The sequence below is a fragment of the Streptomyces sp. RLA131 genome (assembly GCF_056270125.1).
Map to the genome: position 1 here is coordinate 3,090,895 of NZ_JBWDOQ010000002.1, position 15,609 is coordinate 3,106,503.

18 protein-coding genes are annotated in these 15,609 nt (G+C 70.2%); 9 read left to right on the forward strand and 9 right to left on the reverse strand.

Annotation, left to right across the window (positions count from 1 at the left end; translation table 11 throughout):
• The first annotated feature begins 9 nt into the window (after positions 1-9).
• On the forward strand, positions 10-606 hold the full coding sequence (locus RWE79_RS14980; protein WP_475940566.1) for an isochorismatase family protein: 597 nt from the start codon (positions 10-12) through the stop codon (positions 604-606).
• A 113-nt stretch (positions 607-719) separates the two neighbouring features.
• Here RWE79_RS14980 and RWE79_RS14985 read toward each other — a convergent pair whose 3' ends face one another.
• Together RWE79_RS14985 and RWE79_RS14990 are read right to left on the reverse strand one after the other, a co-directional pair.
• Positions 720-1,019, reverse strand: a complete 300-nt coding sequence (locus RWE79_RS14985; RefSeq protein WP_475940567.1) for a hypothetical protein — start codon at positions 1,017-1,019, stop codon at positions 720-722.
• A gap of 69 nt (positions 1,020-1,088) precedes the next feature.
• Positions 1,089-3,422 (reverse strand): immune inhibitor A domain-containing protein, encoded by a 2,334-nt coding sequence (locus RWE79_RS14990; RefSeq protein WP_475940568.1) that lies wholly within the window; start codon positions 3,420-3,422, stop codon positions 1,089-1,091.
• A 385-nt stretch (positions 3,423-3,807) separates the two neighbouring features.
• Between RWE79_RS14990 and RWE79_RS14995 the strand changes: the two genes are divergently transcribed.
• Entirely contained in the window at positions 3,808-4,083 is a 276-nt protein-coding gene (locus tag RWE79_RS14995) for a hypothetical protein (RefSeq protein ID WP_475940569.1), read from the forward strand.
• Between the two features lie 75 nt (positions 4,084-4,158).
• Here RWE79_RS14995 and RWE79_RS15000 read toward each other — a convergent pair whose 3' ends face one another.
• The 3 genes from RWE79_RS15000 to RWE79_RS15010 form a co-directional block, all read right to left on the reverse strand.
• Positions 4,159-4,683 carry an RDD family protein gene (locus RWE79_RS15000; protein WP_475940570.1) on the reverse strand — a complete coding sequence of 175 codons (525 nt, stop codon included), beginning with the start codon at positions 4,681-4,683 and terminating at the stop codon, positions 4,159-4,161.
• Between the two features lie 50 nt (positions 4,684-4,733).
• Positions 4,734-5,417 carry an RDD family protein gene (locus RWE79_RS15005; RefSeq protein ID WP_475940571.1) on the reverse strand — a complete coding sequence of 228 codons (684 nt, stop codon included), beginning with the start codon at positions 5,415-5,417 and terminating at the stop codon, positions 4,734-4,736.
• Positions 5,418-5,500: 83 nt separating this feature from the next.
• On the reverse strand, positions 5,501-6,571 hold the full coding sequence (locus tag RWE79_RS15010) for an RDD family protein (protein WP_475940572.1): 1,071 nt from the start codon (positions 6,569-6,571) through the stop codon (positions 5,501-5,503).
• A 278-nt stretch (positions 6,572-6,849) separates the two neighbouring features.
• Between RWE79_RS15010 and RWE79_RS15015 the strand changes: the two genes are divergently transcribed.
• The gene (locus RWE79_RS15015; RefSeq protein WP_475940573.1) at positions 6,850-7,329 is read left to right on the forward strand and encodes an SsgA family sporulation/cell division regulator; all 480 of its coding nucleotides are present in this window, start codon (positions 6,850-6,852) and stop codon (positions 7,327-7,329) included.
• An 83-nt stretch (positions 7,330-7,412) separates the two neighbouring features.
• Here RWE79_RS15015 and RWE79_RS15020 read toward each other — a convergent pair whose 3' ends face one another.
• Positions 7,413-8,780 (reverse strand): FAD-binding oxidoreductase, encoded by a 1,368-nt coding sequence (locus tag RWE79_RS15020; RefSeq protein WP_475940574.1) that lies wholly within the window; start codon positions 8,778-8,780, stop codon positions 7,413-7,415.
• 137 nt (positions 8,781-8,917) lie between these two features.
• On the opposite strand from RWE79_RS15020, the gene RWE79_RS15025 reads away from it, so the two are divergent.
• Positions 8,918-9,292 carry a hypothetical protein gene (locus RWE79_RS15025; protein WP_475940575.1) on the forward strand — a complete coding sequence of 125 codons (375 nt, stop codon included), beginning with the start codon at positions 8,918-8,920 and terminating at the stop codon, positions 9,290-9,292.
• Positions 9,293-9,394: 102 nt separating this feature from the next.
• Here RWE79_RS15025 and RWE79_RS15030 read toward each other — a convergent pair whose 3' ends face one another.
• From RWE79_RS15030 to hppD, 3 genes are all read right to left on the reverse strand, one after another.
• Positions 9,395-9,661, reverse strand: a complete 267-nt coding sequence (locus RWE79_RS15030; RefSeq protein WP_475940576.1) for a hypothetical protein — start codon at positions 9,659-9,661, stop codon at positions 9,395-9,397.
• A complete protein-coding gene (locus tag RWE79_RS15035) occupies positions 9,654-9,956 on the reverse strand; it encodes a hypothetical protein (RefSeq protein WP_475940577.1) in 303 nt (100 codons plus the stop codon). Before RWE79_RS15035 ends, RWE79_RS15030 begins: the two co-directional genes overlap by 8 nt.
• Before the next feature lie 146 nt (positions 9,957-10,102).
• The gene (hppD, locus tag RWE79_RS15040) at positions 10,103-11,236 is read right to left on the reverse strand and encodes a 4-hydroxyphenylpyruvate dioxygenase (protein ID WP_475940578.1); all 1,134 of its coding nucleotides are present in this window, start codon (positions 11,234-11,236) and stop codon (positions 10,103-10,105) included.
• Between the two features lie 113 nt (positions 11,237-11,349).
• On the opposite strand from hppD, the gene RWE79_RS15045 reads away from it, so the two are divergent.
• Genes RWE79_RS15045 through RWE79_RS15065 form a run of 5 tightly spaced genes read left to right on the forward strand, consistent with a single transcriptional unit; the run spans position 11,350 to position 15,528 of the window.
• Positions 11,350-11,817: an Lrp/AsnC family transcriptional regulator gene (locus RWE79_RS15045; protein ID WP_475940579.1), complete on the forward strand. Its 468-nt coding sequence runs from the start codon at positions 11,350-11,352 to the stop codon at positions 11,815-11,817.
• Positions 11,818-11,839: 22 nt separating this feature from the next.
• Positions 11,840-12,487: an ABC transporter permease gene (locus RWE79_RS15050; protein ID WP_475940580.1), complete on the forward strand. Its 648-nt coding sequence runs from the start codon at positions 11,840-11,842 to the stop codon at positions 12,485-12,487.
• Complete coding sequence (locus tag RWE79_RS15055; protein WP_475940581.1) at positions 12,480-13,700, forward strand: betaine/proline/choline family ABC transporter ATP-binding protein; 1,221 nt, start codon at positions 12,480-12,482, stop codon at positions 13,698-13,700. Before RWE79_RS15050 ends, RWE79_RS15055 begins: the two co-directional genes overlap by 8 nt.
• Positions 13,697-14,506: an ABC transporter permease gene (locus RWE79_RS15060; RefSeq protein ID WP_475940582.1), complete on the forward strand. Its 810-nt coding sequence runs from the start codon at positions 13,697-13,699 to the stop codon at positions 14,504-14,506. The genes RWE79_RS15055 and RWE79_RS15060 overlap by 4 nt, the downstream gene beginning before the upstream one ends.
• The gene (locus RWE79_RS15065; RefSeq protein ID WP_475940583.1) at positions 14,506-15,528 is read left to right on the forward strand and encodes a glycine betaine ABC transporter substrate-binding protein; all 1,023 of its coding nucleotides are present in this window, start codon (positions 14,506-14,508) and stop codon (positions 15,526-15,528) included. Before RWE79_RS15060 ends, RWE79_RS15065 begins: the two co-directional genes overlap by 1 nt.
• Positions 15,529-15,609: the final 81 nt, after the last annotated feature.

The following is a 15,609-nucleotide window of genomic DNA, read 5'->3' on the forward strand; positions in this document are numbered from 1 at the left end:
GGATGCGCCATGCACCGCGCACTGATCGTCGTGGACGTCCAGAACGACTTCTGCGAGGGCGGCAGCCTGCCGGTCGCCGGCGGGGCGGACGTCGCCGCCGCGATCACCGACCTGGTCGGCCAGTCGGCCATCGTCGGCTACCGCCATGTCGTCGCCACCCGTGACCACCATGTCGCCCCGGGCGGCCACTTCTCCGACCGGCCGGACTTCGTCCACTCCTGGCCCGTCCACTGCGTGGCCGGCACCGAGGGCGTCGGCTTCCACCCGAACTTCGCACCCGCGGTCGCCTCCGGCGCGATCGACGCCGTCTTCGACAAGGGGTCGCACGCCGCCGCCTACAGCGGCTTCGAGGGCCACGACGAGAACGGCGTCGCCCTGGCGCAGTGGCTGCGGGCGCGCGGGGTCACCGAGGTGGACGTGGTGGGGATCGCCACCGACCACTGCGTACGGGCCACCGCGCTGGACGCGGTGCGGGAGGGCTTCGCGACCCGGGTGCTGCTGGACCTGACGGCCGGAGTGGCCCCGGGCACCACGGAGCGGGCCGTGGAGGAGCTGCGGGAGGCCGGGGCCGAGCTGACCGGCAAGCCGGTCGTGGCCGGGGCCTGAGGGCCGCTGAGGGCCACCGGGGGCCACCGGGGGGCGCCTGAGGGCCGTGAGGCCGCTGGGGCCGCCGCTGAGTGCTGCTGGGGCGGCGGGGGCGGGCGAAGCGGGCGGGGGGCTCAGCGCAGTGCGGAGAAGGACTGCCAGCCCACCGCGTCGGCCGCCGCGACGTCCCGCCAGACCAGGCCGTCGGGGTGGTGCAGCACCGCTGCGACCTCGTCCGGGGTGGGCGGGGAGGCGTTGCCGGTCAGCCGGACCGGGCGGAAGCCGAGGTTGCGCAGCCGGGTCAGGGCGCGCTGCCGGTTGGCCGCCAGGACGATGACCCGGATCTCCTCGCCGGGGGCGCCGCCGGGGCGCGGGAGAAGGAGGGCGACGACGACCTCGCCGCTTAAGAGCCTGAAGAATCCGCCGGTGGCCATACGCACATGATCAGCTGATCGGCCCCCGTCCACCAGGGGCGGGGGCCGATCAGGTCCGTTCGGGTGAAGCTACTTCTTCGACGGACCGACGGCGACGGTCATGGTGCTGCCGCCCTTGGTCTGCCACAGGATCCTGATGCTGGTGTTGGTGTTCGGCACCTGCACGCCGCTGTACGGGTTGCTGGCGTAGTAGTAGGTGCCCTTGCGGTCGTCGAAGACCGCGGTGCCCTTCTGGCTCTTGACCTTGGTCGCCACGCTCAGCCTGTGCAGGGTGAGCGCGTCCGTCTTCTCCAGCGAGAAGGTGGAGTCGTAGGCCTGGATACGGCTGCGCATCAGCGTGCCGTCCGACCACTTCAACGGCTTGGCGTGGGCGTCGACCGGCAGGATCAGACCCGCGCCCGGGTGCGCGCTGACGTTGTTGTCGGACTGGGAGGTGTCCCAGAGCCAGATCAGCAGACCGTTCTGGTACGGGAAGTGCTCGACCCAGTCCGCCTTGGTGTCCGCGAAGCCGAAGTTGTACGGGCCGACCTTGAGGGTCTTGTCGTACGAGACGTACTGGCGGTTCTCGGCGACGTAGTACTGCGGGTACTCGCCGGAGAAGGACGCGCCCTTGACGGTGAAGCCGTCGACGGTCCAGTCGCCCTCGCCGTTCTCGGCGCCGTCGGTGAAGACGGTGGCGCCGTCGGCGGTGACGGCCAGGTCGTCGGCCGCGAAGCCCTTCTGGGCGACGCCGCCGTCGGTGGCGTACCGGAAGCGCAGCTTGACGGCCTGCCCGGCGTAGGCGTCGAGCGGGTAGACGAGGTCCTGGTAGCCGTCGACGGTGCCGGTCAGGGCCGGCTGGTCGCTGGCGTCACGCGGGATGGCCGCGTCGCCGACGGTGCCGTCGATCGGGGTCCAGGTGCTGCCGCCGTCCGTGGACACCTCGGTGTAGAGGTAGTCGTAGGAGGTCTCGATGTCGTAGTAGCCCTTGAGCGACAGCGTCGCCGACGACTTCCCGGTGAGGTCGATGTCCCGGGTCAGGGTGTTGTTGAGGCTGTTGCCGCTGCCGCTCCACCACTGGTACGAGCCGGAGGCCGGGGTGACCAGTTCGGTGGTGACGGTCTTCTCGGGCAGCGAGACGATCAGCGCCTGCTTGTCCTTGGTGTTGTACTCGGAGACCCCGAGCTTGGTGACCGACTTCTTGGCCGCCTTGGCGGTGCCGTAGTTCAGCCAGCCGAGCTGGAGCTTGTCCCAGGCGCTGAAGTCACCGGGCAGGTCGCCGATGGCGTTCTTGCCGGTGCCGAGCCAGGAGCCCGAGGACATCAGGTCCCAGAAGCCCGTGGAGTTCTCGGCCGCGCCGGAGGTGTCGTAGTTGTCCGGCAGACCGAGGTCGTGGCCGTACTCGTGCGCGAAGACGCCGAGGCCGCCGTTCTCGGGCTGGATGGTGTAGTCGCCGACCCAGATGCCGGTGTCGCCGATCTCGGCGCCGCCGAGCTTGTTGTTGTCCGGGCCGGTGCTGCCGGCGTCGGTGCCGTAGGCGTACCAGCGGTGCGCCCAGATCGCGTCGGTGCCCTGGGCGCCGCCACCGGCGGACTCGTCCTCACCGGCGTGCACGATCTGGAAGTGGTCGAGGTAGCCGTCGGGCTCGTTGAAGTCGCCGTCGCCGTCGTAGTCGTAGCGGTCGTACTTGTCGTACTCGGCCAGCTGCGCCTTGATCTCGGCGTCGGTGTCACCGGCGGCCTCGCGGTCGGCGACCCACTGGGTGACGGCGTCGCTGACCAGGTTCCAGGCGCAGGTGTCGCAGAGGTTGGAACCGTAACGGGCCTCGTTGTAGTCGACCTTGACCCAGTCCTGGACCTGGCCGTCGACGGAGTAGCGGCCGGAGGAGGCCTTCTCGTAGAACTTCTTCAGGGACTCCTTGTTCTTCGCGGTGGAGAAGTAGAGGTCCTGGTAGTGGTCGACGTTGTAGTCCGCCTGCCACGCGGTGCTGTTGTTGGTGGCGGCGTCGGGCTCCGCGATCTCGTTGTGCGCGGGGCCGGCCGTGCCGCCGTAGGTGGAGTCGACCTTGTCCCCGAACTCGGCGAGGATCGTGAAGATCTTGTCGGTCTTCTCGCGGGCCAGCTCGACGTACTTGCCGCCGCTGAGCTTCACGACCTTGGAGCCGTCGCGGTCCCTGACCGTCGACTTGCCGGCGATGACCTGCTGCAACGCCTGCTGCTTCTGCGCCTGCTGACTGTCCGTCAGTGGACCCTTGAGGTCGTCCTCACGCTGGGACGCGCGTGCCGGGTCCTTGCGTTCGACCTTCGTGGAACCCGATCCGGTGGCCGCCGAGGCCGCCGTGGTGGGTATCACGGCGGCGGCGCCTATCGCGGCGATCGCCACCGCCAGAGCGGCGGATCTGATGGTCCGTCGTTGGCTATTCACGATGTCTTGACCTCCCTATTGTGAGGCCATTGCATCGAAATGATGAGCGAAAAAACAGATCTTGACTTGTGCATGACTGCCCAAGTACGTTAGCCGGTCGGCCGGTTACGGATAGCGGACGAAAGCGCCCCGCACCCGATGGGCATGCGACCCCGTGCGCCCCCCTGTGCTTCCGCACCGTGGGTTAGGTCACGCTTACCAGCTGTTCCGCGAGGGCATGTCGGAACGTAGAGTCTGTGGTCGGCGCGCCACGCATCAAAGCCACACAAGTCGTGCAGAACCGCCCCAACCGACGCTTCGAGTGCCCAACTCATCGACGACATGAGGACGGACCCCCGCCATGCCACGTCCTACCACTGCCCAAATCGCTTACGGTTCCGCGACCGTGGTCCTCTCCACCCTCGCGATGCTCCTGCTCTCCGAGGCGCGATCGGGTATCGGCGTCGTCGTCATAGCGGCAGCCGGCCTCGTGCTCGGCGTACTCGTCGCCATGACGGTGCCCGTCCCGCCGACCGCCCGCGCCAGGTCCCGTACGGCCGGCGCCGCGGCCGCCACCACCAGGGCCGCCGCCGCGACCGCCGCGTCCGCGACCTCGATCCCGCGGATGCGCGTCTCCGCCGAGCACGAGTCGCGGGTACCCGAGGAATCGTTTCACCGCTGATCCGGCACGCACAACGGCGTGCAGGCCCCGGGGAGTCGGGGCCTGCACGCCGTTGTGCGTGCCGTCGCGCTCTGGTCAGCCGGCCCGAACCACCACGGTCTTGGCCGCCTTGTCGTGCAGGCACTGCTGATAGGGCTTGTCCCAGGTGCACCACAGCACGTTCAGCAGCCAGAACAGCACGCCCACGCACGCCGACGACAGGATGCCGGGCAGCGAGTAGACCGCCGCCCGCAGCCAGCCGGCGTTGCCGGGGACGGAACCGTCGGCCAGTCGCGCGACACGGATCCTCAGAGCGGACTTGCCCAGCGTCTGACCGCTGCGCGAGAGCATGAAGCCCTCGTAGACGAAGTAGATGGCATAGGTGAGGACGCCCGCCAGGAGCTGCTTCGCGAAACCGACGCCCTGCGGGTCGTTCCAGTGGCCGCCGTAGATGACGACGGCGAAGACCAGGCCGAGCACGACGAGCAGAGCCGTGTCGATGAGCCTGGCCAGGACGCGCTGGCCCAGCGTCGCCAGCGGCGGCATGCCCTCTGGAGCGGGTGCCGCGCCGGCGGGTTGAGTGCCGTAGACATTCTGACCGTACGGATCCTTATCACTCATACCGCGAGTGAAGCAGTCAATCTTATGGTCGTACAGATGCCCGGCAGAGGTCAGGCCGCGGAAACCACCACGGTCTTACCGGCCTTGTCGTGCAGGCACTGCTGGTACGGCTTGTCCCAGGTGCACCACAGCACGTTGACGAGCCAGAAGATCGAGCCGCAGCACGGGATGATCGGCACCAGCGCGTAGACCGACTCCCGTTTCAGGGCCGCCTCGGTGGTCGGGAGCGTGCCGTCCGCGAGCATGCCCACCCGCACCTTCAGCAGCTTCTTGCCCAGACTCTGGCCGTAACGGGGCAGCATGAAGACCTGGTAGGCGAGATAGACCACCGCGTAGATCACCGACTCGCCGTAGGAGGCACCGGTGTTGGCGTAGTCGAAGTTGCGGAAGGCCGCGCCCGCGACGACGTACACCGGGATGCCGACGATCAGGGCGTCCACGATCCGGGCCAGCAGCCGCCGGCCGCGGTTCGCCAGCGGCGGCATGTTCAGCAGCGGGTCGGGGCCGGGGTCGTTGCCGTACGGGCTGGACGACGGCGGAGGCGGCGGGGCCTGGTCGTACGGCGAACGGTCGTACGGCGAACGGTCGTACGGCGAGCCGCTCGGCGGCGGCCGCGGGGGCTGCTGCGGCCCGGGCTGAGGCTGTCCCGGCTGTGGCTGCCCCGGCTGAGACTGCCCCGGCTGCCACGGCTGCTCCGGCTGCTCCGGCTTGGCGAACGGGTCGTCGGTGCTCATGCACCGAGTGAAACCCGGGGGCCACCCACCCGCCTCCGGCGGCGTCCGTTCGGGTGTCACCGCCGGGCCGGCGGAGGCGCCGGTCAGTCGGCCGCCACGAAGGTCCTCGCCGCCTTGTCGTGCCAGCACTGCCGCCACGGCCGGTCGAACAGGCACCACGCGAGCCCGACGAACCCGATGACGGCCGCGTCCAGGACCGTGTGCGTCAGCCATCTGCGCAACGCGGCCCCGAAACCGGGCTCGTACTGCGACTCGATGTCCAGCACCTTGATCCTGAGCAGCTTCTTGCCGAGCGTACGGCCCCACTTGACGGTCGGCAGCACCTCGTAGAGCAGGCCGGTGACCAGGACGAGGCCCGCGATGATGCCGAACTGCACGCCCGTGGTGCCGTCGATCAGCCACACCGTCACCGTCTCGCCGGTCTGCCTGGCGGCGTCGATCTTGTGCTGGATGTGGTCGTACGCCGCCGAGCCCAGCGGCACCGCCGCCACGGCCGCCACCGCCCCCACGACCAGCGAGTCCAGCAGCCGGGCCACCAGCCGCCGGCCGAGCGACGCCGGCCGCGCCTGCTCCTGCGCCGCCAGCAGGAACGGATCGCTCACCACCGGCTTCCACGGCTGCGGCGCCGCCTCCTCGGACTGCGTCCGGGCCAGTTCCTGCACCTGCTGCGCCCAGGGCGCGGGCTGCGGGGCGGACCGGTCGGCGGGGCGGTCGGCGGCACGGTCGCCGGGCCGCTCGCCGGACCGTTCGGCGGGCTCGGGGCGGCGCTGCGGGCGGGGCGTCTCGCGCACCGCGGCCTCGCGGGCGGCCTGGGCCGGCACGGCCGGCTGAACCGGTCCCCCGGCGGCCCCGGGCGCCTCGGCGGCCGCCCGGTCCGGGGTCTGGGCGACCGGCGCGTCCGGGTCCTCGTCGAGGAACATCGGCCCGGACTCCTGCATCGCCGGCATGCGCGGCGCGGACGGGCCCGCGGGGCCCGCCGGGGCCGCCACCGAGGGAGCCGCCGGAGCCCCCACCGCCGCGGCGGGCGGTGCCACGTCCTCCCCGGGCAGCGGCGCGGGCCGGCTCGTACCGGGGACCCAGGCGGAACCGTTCCAGTACCGGATGTAGCCAGGAATGGACGGGTCCGGATAGTAGCCCGGAGTGGGGGAGGTCATCGTCCGTACGTCCCGTATCTGCTCGGCCGTGTGGGTGCGGGGTCCACATCTATCAGAGACGCAGGCCGCCCGGGCCCCGGCCGACCGTGGAACCACCCCCACGTACCTACCCCATGGGCCCTGCCGCCGCGCCTCGTTCGGGAAAAATCCTCCCGACCGCGCGAAGTCGCGTAATGGTGGGAGTTGTATGCGCTCTCTCCTGGTGCGGGCCCCACGCAGCACCCGCTGCGCTACGACTCCGCAAGGGGTCGCCGCGCCGAGGAAAGGACGACGTCTTCATGCACACCGTGGTCGAACGCGAACTGGAAATGCATCTGGTGCTGTCGCCCGAGCGCAGCATCGCCGTGCCCGCCCGGCTCGGCTACCGCTCGGGCGATCCCTTCGCCGTGCACATCACCTTCCATGTGGGCTCGGACGCGCCCGTCAACTGGACCTTCGCCCGTGAGCTGCTCGTCGAGGGGGTCTTCCGCCCCTGCGGTCACGGCGACGTACGGATCTGGCCCGCCAAGGCCGACGGGCGCAGCGTCATCTGTATGGCGCTCAGCTCACCCGACGGCAGCGCCCTGCTGGAGGCGGCCTCCTCGCCGGTCACCGCCTGGCTGGAGCGCACGCTCCGCGCCGTGCCGCCGGGCACCGAGCAGGACCGGATCTCCATGGACGACGGGCTCAACCAGCTGCTCGCCCCCAGCACCCAGCACGACGAGCTGTGGCTGAGCGATCCCTGGAGCCGGAAGGACGAGACGACGCCTGATTCCTGAAGCAGGCCTGAATCACGCCTGAGTCACGAGCGCCGGGGCGGGCGCCGGGGCGGGCGCCGGCCCGGCACGAGAGCGGCCGGTGCTCAGAAGAGTTTGCCCGGATTGAGGATGCCGAGCGGATCGAAGACCTGCTTGATCCCGCGCTGCATCTCCACCCCCACCGGGCCCAGTTCTCGGGCCAGCCACTCCTTCTTCAGGACACCGACCCCGTGCTCGCCGGTGATCGTGCCGCCCAGCTCCAGGCCGAGCCCCATGATCTCGTCGAAGGACTCCCGTGCGCGCCGGGACTCGTCCGGGTCGGCCGGGTCGAAACAGACCACCGGATGGGTGTTGCCGTCGCCCGCGTGCGCGCACACCCCGATGGTCAGCCGGTACTTTCCGGCGATGGCCGCGACCCCCTCGATCATCGCCCCCAGCGCGCTGCGCGGTACGCACACATCGTCGATCATCGTCGCCGACGAGACCCGCTCCAGCGCCGGCAGCGCCATCCGCCGCGCCTGCAGCAGCAGTTCCGACTCCGCCGCGTCCTCGGCGGGGACCACCTGCGTCGCCCCCGCCGCGGCGCACAGCTCCCCGACGGCCCGGAGGTCGCCGGACGGATCGTGGGTGTCGAAGGCGGCCAGCAGCAGGGCCCCGGTGCCGGCCGGCAGGCCCATCCTGGCGAGGTCGTTGACGGCCCGGACCGTCGTGGCGTCCATCAGCTCCAGCAGCGACGGTACGTGGCCTCCGGCCATGATCGCGCACACCGCCTCGCAGGCCGCGGCCGCCGACGGGAACTCCGCCACCAGCGCGAGCTGCACGGGCGGCGCCGGCCGCAGGGCCAGTACGGCCTTGACGGTGATCCCGAGGCTGCCCTCGGAGCCCACGAACAGCCGGGTCATGTCGTAGCCGGCGACGCCCTTGGCCGTCCGGCGGCCCGTTCGCAGCAGCCGGCCGTCGGCGAGGACGACCTCCAGGCCGAGCACGTACTCGGCCGTCACGCCGTACTTCACGCAGCACAGGCCTCCCGAGCCGGTGCCGATGTTGCCGCCGATCGTGCACTGCTCCCAGCTGGAGGGGTCGGGCGGGTAGTACAGCCCCTGTTCGACGACGGCCCGCGACAGCACCGCGTTCACCACCCCGGGCTCCACCACCGCCACCCGGTCGACCGGGTTGATCTCCAGGATCCGGTCCATCCTGGTGAGCGAGAGGATGACGCAGCCCTCGGACGCGTTCGCCGCCCCCGACAGGCCGGTGCGGGCGCCCTGCGGCACCACGGGCACCCGCAGTGCGGTGGCGGTGCGCATCACGTGCCGCACCTGCTCCGTGGTCCGGGGCAGCACCACGACGGCCGGCGCGCCGGAGGGGCAGAAGCTCGCCATGTCGTTGGCGTAGGACGCCGTGACATCGGGGTCGGTGAGGATCGCGTCGTCCGGGAGCCCGGCACGGAGCCGGTCGATGAGGTCGCTCATGCGTCCAGCCTCGCACCGGGCCGCGCGGCGCGGAAGATCCCGATCCCAACCCCGCCGCCGTGTTGGGGCAAGCGCCCATGTGCCCCCGTTGCCGTAGCCTGGTCTCCGCTGTGAGACCGACGAGCCGCAAGTGAGTCATGAGCACACAGCCAGTGCACTACGGGCCGCACGATGAGCCGATCATCGCGATGCCGGAGCTCACTCTCGCTTCGCTGCGGGCAGCTGTGGCTACGATCAGTCCCTCGGATCTGTCCGTCTTCAAGCGTGAGCGTGACGAGGCGTTCATGCACGCTGCCGCTGAGGGTGCCGTCCCGGTCCGCATGTTTCTTCTGCGCTGGGCCGTCTTCGTGGCGATTGAGCGTCGGCCGGACGTCTCCGCGAGATTCCACGCTGCCGAGCGGGTCGTCCGGGAAACCAGGGATGCCGACCGGTGGCAGGCAGCCGCCGAGGAAATCGCTGCCATCCAGCAAGCCGCGCACCTCGAAGTCGAACATGTCCGACTGGGCGGTTGACTCGATCCCCGAGTGGGATCTCCTGACCGCGCGGCGCGGAAGATCCGCGACGGGCAGGCCCGGCCGTGCCGGGACGGCTCCACGCGGGCCAGGTCCTGCGATTCAGAAGGGGAAGATCCGCGTGAGGACCACGCGGTGCCCCTCTTCGTCGATCACATACTCGGCGATGCCGCCACCGTCCGGGATGGGCACAGTGCGCCAATGACCGCCCTGGGCAGCCTCGGCGCTGCTCTCCATCCATGGATCCTCGGCGATGGCGACCGTAAGGGCCACAATCTTCGAAAACAGCGCGACAGCAAGCCCGGGGTCTGCGAGGGCGTCGGCCACGGCCGCTGACGGTTCCACCGGCCAGAGGTCGTCGTCACTCACCAGGCATCGCTCCGCCACGGGCGATCCGTCGCCGCATCACCTCGTCCATGGTGACCGTCTGCAGCGTGCCGGCTTCTGCCGCGGCGGTGATCCGCTCCCGTTCCGGGTCGGTGTCCAGCATCGCCTGCCCCCACCAGGTGGCGAGGACATGCTGCAGTTCGGGGCCGGCCTGTGCCTCGCCGATCTCGCGGTAGAACTCCATGCGACGGGCACCACTCAGCGCATCGGCTATCCCGTTGATCGTGCGAGGGACCCGGGGGCCGGGGTGGTGCGGATGTACGGGCTGCGCGCTCATGTGTCCATCCTGCCATCGCGGGCTCCGGACTCCGCCGGATTTCACCCGAAAGGGGACCGCGCACCGCCCGCCCGGATGCAGCGGCGCCGGGCCGTGCTTCTCCCCCGTGGAGGCATGGTCCGGCGCCGGAACGGCGACTGAAGCGCTCAGAGATTGCCGCGGAGCGCCTGCTCACGCTCGATCGCTTCGAAGAGGGCTTTGAAATTGCCCTTGCCGAAACCCATCGAACCGTGTCGCTCGATCATTTCGAAGAAGACCGTCGGGCGATCCTGAACAGGCTTGGTGAAGATCTGGAGCAGATAGCCGTCCTCGTCCCGGTCTGCGAGGATTCGGAGTTCACGCAGCGTCTCCACCGGGACCCGGGTGTCGCCGACCCACTCCCCCAGCGTGTCGTAGTACGAGTCGGGGGTGTCGAGGAATTCGACGCCGGCCGCGCGCATGGCGCGTACGGTCGCGACGATGTCGTTGGTGGCGAGTGCGATGTGCTGGACGCCCGGGCCGCCGTAGAACTCCAGGTACTCGTCGATCTGGGACTTGCGCTTGGCGAGGGCGGGCTCGTTGAGGGGGAACTTCACCTTCCGCGTGCCGTCGGCGACGACCTTGGACATCAGGGCGGAGTACTCGGTGGCGATGTCGTCGCCGACGAACTCCTTCATGTTGGTGAAGCCCATGACGCGGTTGTAGAAGGCGACCCACTCGTCCATCCTGCCGAGCTGCACATTGCCGACGCAGTGGTCGACGGCCTGGAAGAAGCGCTTCGCGGGCGGCTCGACGACGGGGGCGGCGGCCTCGTAGCCGGGCAGGTAGGGGCCGTCGTAGTCGGTGCGCTCGACGAGGGTGTGGCGGGTCTGTCCGTAGGTGGCGATGGTGGCGAGCACGACGACGCCGTGGCCCTGCTCGTCCTTGAGTTCGTGCGGCTCGACCAGCCCGGTCGCGCCGTGCGCGACGGCGTAGGCGTAGGCGGCCCGCGCGTCGGGGACCTCGATGGCGAGGTCGATGACGCCGTCGCCGTGGGTGGCGACGTGGTCGGCGAGGAAGCGGCCCCACTCCGTCGACGGCTTGATGACGGAGGTGAGGACGAAGCGGGCGCCGCCGGACTCCAGGACATAGGAAGCCGTCTCGCGGCTGCCGTTCTCGGGGCCGGAGTAGGCGACGCGCTTCATGCCGAAGGCCGTCGAGTAGTAGTGGGCCGCCTGCTTGGCGTTGCCGACGGCGAAGACGACCGCGTCCATCCCCTTGACGGGGAAGGGGTCCCGGAGCTCAGTCTCAGTCTCAGTCATGGCAGCAGGGTCGCCCCGTGGCTCAGGATGCGCAACAGTTCGCCGAATCACTGGACACTCTGTACGGCGAACGGCGAATCCAGCCGTGCATTATGGGCAACGGAGGCAGCGACATGGGAATCGACCGGCTGGACGGGCGGCTGATCAAGCTGCTCGCCGAGGAGCCGCGGATCGGCGTCCTGGAGGCATCCCGACGGCTCGGGGTCGCCCGGGGCACGGTGCAGGCCCGGCTGGACCGGCTGCGGGCCAATGGGGTGATCCGCGGGTTCGGGCCGCAGGTGGATCCGGCCGCGCTGGGGTATCCGGTGACGGCGTTCGCGACGCTGGAGATCAAGCAGGGCCAAGGCGCCGACGTACGGGCACATTTGGCCACCGTGCCGGAGGTGCTGGAGCTGCACACGACCACCGGGCACGGGGACATGCTGTGCCGGCTGGTGGCGCGGTCGAACGCGGATCTTCAACGTGTGATCGACCGGGTTCTGGGTTTTGATGGCATCGTGCGGGCCTCCACCGCGATCGTCATGGAGAACCCGGTCCCCTTGCGGATCATCCCGCTGGTGGAGCAGGCGGCGGAGGACTGAGGACGACTGGGGACGGCAACCCGTGAACTTCTGGGAGTATCTCCGCAGCCGGCACCAGCAGCTGCTGATCGACGCGTATCAGCACGCCAGCGCCGTCCTCCAGTGCATGGTCGTCGCCACCGTCATCGGTGTGCTGCTCGGTGTCGCGACCTACCGCCGCGACTGGGCCGGCAATCTGGCCATCACCTCCACCGCGACCATCCTCACCATCCCCTCCCTCGCCCTGATCGGTCTGCTGGTCCCGGTGCTCGGGCTCGGTGTGCCGCCGACCGTGACGGCACTGGTGCTGTACGGGCTGCTGCCGATCGTCCGCAACTCGGTCGTCGGGCTGCGCGGGGTCGACCCGGGCCTGGTGGACGCGGCGAAGGGGATCGGGATGTCACGGCTCATCCGGCTGCTGCGGGTGGAACTGCCGCTGGCGTGGCCGCCGATCCTGACCGGGATCCGGGTGTCGACGCAGATGCTGATGGGCATCGCGGCCATCGCGGCGTACGCCTCCGGGCCGGGGCTCGGCAACGAGATCTTCCGCGGGATCGCCTCGCTGGGCAGCGCGAACGCGCTCAACCAGGTGCTCGCCGGGACGCTCGGCATCATCGTCCTCGCGCTGATGTTCGACGCCGTGTACATCGCGATCGGACGGCTGACCATTCCGAGGGGGATCAGTGGCTGAGACCGCGGGCGCCGCCATCGTGCTGGAGAACCTGACCAAACGCTATCCGGGCAGCCCGGAGCCGGCGGTGGACAGCGTCAGCATGGAGATCAAGGCCGGCGAGACCGTGATCTTCGTCGGGCCGTCGGGCTGCGGGAAGTCCACCACGCTGAAGATGATCAACCGGCTGATCGAGCCGACGTCCGGACGGATCCGGATCAACGACGAGGACGTCACCGACATCGACCCGGTGAAGCTGCGCCGCAAGGTCGGGTACGCGATCCAGTCCTCGGGGCTGTTCCCGCACATGACGGTGGCCGAGAACATCGCCCTGGTGCCGAAGATGGTGGGCTGGTCGAAGTCCCGGGTCCGGGACCGGGTCGAGGAGATGCTCGACCTGGTGGGGCTGGACCCCCGGGAGTTCCACGGGCGCTACCCGCGGCAGCTGTCGGGCGGCCAGCAGCAGCGGGTGGGCGTGGCGCGGGCGCTGGCGGCGGACCCGCCGGTGCTGCTGATGGACGAGCCGTTCGGGGCGGTGGACCCGATCACCCGGGACCATCTGCAGGACGAGCTGATCCGGCTCCAGCACGAGCTGCACAAGACGATCGTCTTCGTCACCCACGACTTCGACGAGGCGATCAAGCTCGGCGACCGGATCGCGGTACTGCGGGAGCGTTCGCACATCGCCCAGTTCGACACCCCCGAGGCGATCCTCACCAACCCCGTCGACGACTTCGTCTCCGGCTTCGTGGGGGCCGGGGCCGCGCTGAAGCGGCTCAACCTGACCCGGGTACGGGACGTGGGCATCGCCGACTTCCCCACGGTGGGCGTCGACGATCCGCTGCAGCTCGTCTTCGACCGGCTGCGGGGCTCCACCACGACCAGCGAACTCCTCCTGCTCGACCGGCGGGGGCGCCCGTACAAGTGGCTGCGGCGCGGCGACCTGATGCGCGCCAAGGGCTCGCTCGCGCGCGCGGGCACGCTGGTGCAGGACACCGTGACCATGGACGCCACGCTGCGCGACGCGCTGGAGGCGGTGCTCATCGACAGCAGCGGGCGGGTGGCGGTGACCGGGCGGCGCGGGGAGTACATCGGTGTCGTGGACATGGAGACCCTGATGAACTCGGTGCACGAGATGCTGGAGGCCGACCGCCTCAACGCCATCGAGCACCAGCACGGCCTGGAGGAGTCCCGGTCGCAGACCACCCGGGCCGAGCAGGAAGGCACGGTGTGAGCACGACGGCCCGGCCCGAGCCCGAACCGGGGTTCGAACCGGAGGCCGGCTTCGTCGCCGACAAGCCGCCCCGGCGGCTGACCTGGCAGCGGCTGGTGACCACCCCGGTGGTGCTGGGGCTGGTGCTGCTGGCGACCTTCCTGTGGTTCACCAGCATCAGCCTGGACAGCATCGCCGAGAACTCCGTGGCCGGCGGCATCGTACGGCTGCGCCTGTGGCAGCACATCAGGCTCACCGCCATCTCCACCTTCTGGGTGCTGGTCATCGCCATCCCGCTGGGCATCGCCCTCACCCGCCGCCGGCTGCGCCGCGCCGCGCCCGCGGTCACCGCGCTGGCCAACATCGGCCAGGCCACGCCCGCCATCGGCCTGCTGGCGCTGCTGGTCATCTGGCTCGGCATCGGCGCCCGTACCGCCATCGTCGGCATGGTCGCCTACGCGGTGCTGCCGGTGCTGTCCAACACCGTCGCCGGGCTCAGGGCGATCGACCCGACCCTGGTCGAGGCGGCCCGCGGCATCGGCATGTCGGCCCTCGGGACGCTGGGCCGGGTCGAAATCCCGCTGGCCGTCCCGCTGATCCTCGCCGGGGTGCGGACCGCCCTGGTGCTCAACGTCGGCACGGCGACCCTGGCCACCTTCGGCGGAGGCGGCGGGCTCGGCGACATCATCACCTCCGGGATCGTCACCCAGCGCACGCCGGTGCTGGTGCTGGGCTCCGTACTGACCGTCGTCCTCGCCCTGTTCGTGGACTGGCTGGCCTCCCTGGTCGAGACCGTCATGCGCCCGCACGGCCTGGAGGTGGGCTGATGCGCCGGGTACGGGCACGAGCGCGCGTACGGGCAGGAGCACGAGCGCGCGTACGGGCACGGGTGCGGCTGTCCGTCCTGCTGGGCACCGCCGCGGCCCTGGCCGCCTGCGGCCTCAAGAGCGGCAGCCCCATGACCGACGACGTCACCCCCGGCTCGATCGGCCGGGGCCTGCCGCTGAGGGGCGCCTCGCTGACCGTCACGTCCAAGAGCTTCAGCGAGAACATCATCCTGGGCCAGATGATCGGCCTGGCCTTCAGGGCGGCCGGCGCCGAGGTGCTGGACCGCACCAGCATCCAGGGTTCCATCGGCGCCCGCGAGGCGGTCCGCAAGGGGCAGGCCGACGCGATGTACGAGTACACCGGCACCGCCTGGATCACGTATCTCGGCCACACCGAGCCGATCACCGACCCGCAGAAGCAGTGGCAGGCCGTGCACGACGAGGACCTGCGCAACGGGCTGACCTGGCTGCCGCAGTCCACCCTCGACAACACCTACGCCCTGGCCATCAGCCGGGCCAACAACAGGAAGTACCGGCTCAGGACGCTCTCGGACGTCGCCGCCCTGTCGCAGAAGGACCCCGGGGCCGTGACGCTGTGCGTGGAGAACGAGTTCGCGGCCCGCGAGGACGGGCTGCCCGGCATGGAGAAGGCGTACGGGATGGACATCCCCGCCTCGCAGGTCCAGAAGATGGACACCGGGATCATCTACACGCAGGTGGCGAAGAGCGGCTCCTGTCTGCTGGGCGAGGTCTTCACCACGGACGGCCGGATCGCCTCCCTGCACCTGGACGTGCTCGACGACGACCGGCACTTCTTCCCGAACTACAACGCGGCCCCGGTGGTCAACACCAAGGCGCTGAAGCGCTGGCCGGCGATCCGCGGGCTGCTGGACCCGATCACCAGGAAGCTGACGACCCGGGTCGCCCAGCAGCTCAACGGCCAGGTGGACGTCGACGGCGACGACCCGCACGAGGTCGCCAAGCGATGGCTGGTGAAGGAGGGCTTCATCAAGGAGCCCTGAGCGGGCGGCCGTTGGGCCGGGGTATCGCCATGAACCAAGTGCAAATACTCCGTTGCAAAGAAGTCTTTGCACCCTTACGGT

What these genes read in the sequence shown, in the direction of transcription:
- RWE79_RS15025 (WP_475940575.1), top strand. Translation starts at nt 8,918, where the DNA reads ATGAGCACACAGCCAGTGCACTACGGGCCGCACGATGAGCCGATCATC.
- RWE79_RS14980 (WP_475940566.1), top strand. Translation starts at nt 10, where the DNA reads ATGCACCGCGCACTGATCGTCGTGGACGTCCAGAACGACTTCTGCGAG.
- RWE79_RS15035 (WP_475940577.1), bottom strand. Translation starts at nt 9,956, where the DNA reads ATGAGCGCGCAGCCCGTACATCCGCACCACCCCGGCCCCCGGGTCCCT.
- RWE79_RS15005 (WP_475940571.1), bottom strand. Translation starts at nt 5,417, where the DNA reads ATGAGCACCGACGACCCGTTCGCCAAGCCGGAGCAGCCGGAGCAGCCG.
- RWE79_RS15065 (WP_475940583.1), top strand. Translation starts at nt 14,506, where the DNA reads ATGCGCCGGGTACGGGCACGAGCGCGCGTACGGGCAGGAGCACGAGCG.
- RWE79_RS15020 (WP_475940574.1), bottom strand. Translation starts at nt 8,780, where the DNA reads ATGAGCGACCTCATCGACCGGCTCCGTGCCGGGCTCCCGGACGACGCG.
- RWE79_RS15015 (WP_475940573.1), top strand. Translation starts at nt 6,850, where the DNA reads ATGCACACCGTGGTCGAACGCGAACTGGAAATGCATCTGGTGCTGTCG.
- RWE79_RS15045 (WP_475940579.1), top strand. Translation starts at nt 11,350, where the DNA reads ATGGGAATCGACCGGCTGGACGGGCGGCTGATCAAGCTGCTCGCCGAG.
- RWE79_RS15010 (WP_475940572.1), bottom strand. Translation starts at nt 6,571, where the DNA reads ATGACCTCCCCCACTCCGGGCTACTATCCGGACCCGTCCATTCCTGGC.
- RWE79_RS15000 (WP_475940570.1), bottom strand. Translation starts at nt 4,683, where the DNA reads ATGAGTGATAAGGATCCGTACGGTCAGAATGTCTACGGCACTCAACCC.
- RWE79_RS14985 (WP_475940567.1), bottom strand. Translation starts at nt 1,019, where the DNA reads ATGGCCACCGGCGGATTCTTCAGGCTCTTAAGCGGCGAGGTCGTCGTC.
- hppD (WP_475940578.1), bottom strand. Translation starts at nt 11,236, where the DNA reads ATGACTGAGACTGAGACTGAGCTCCGGGACCCCTTCCCCGTCAAGGGG.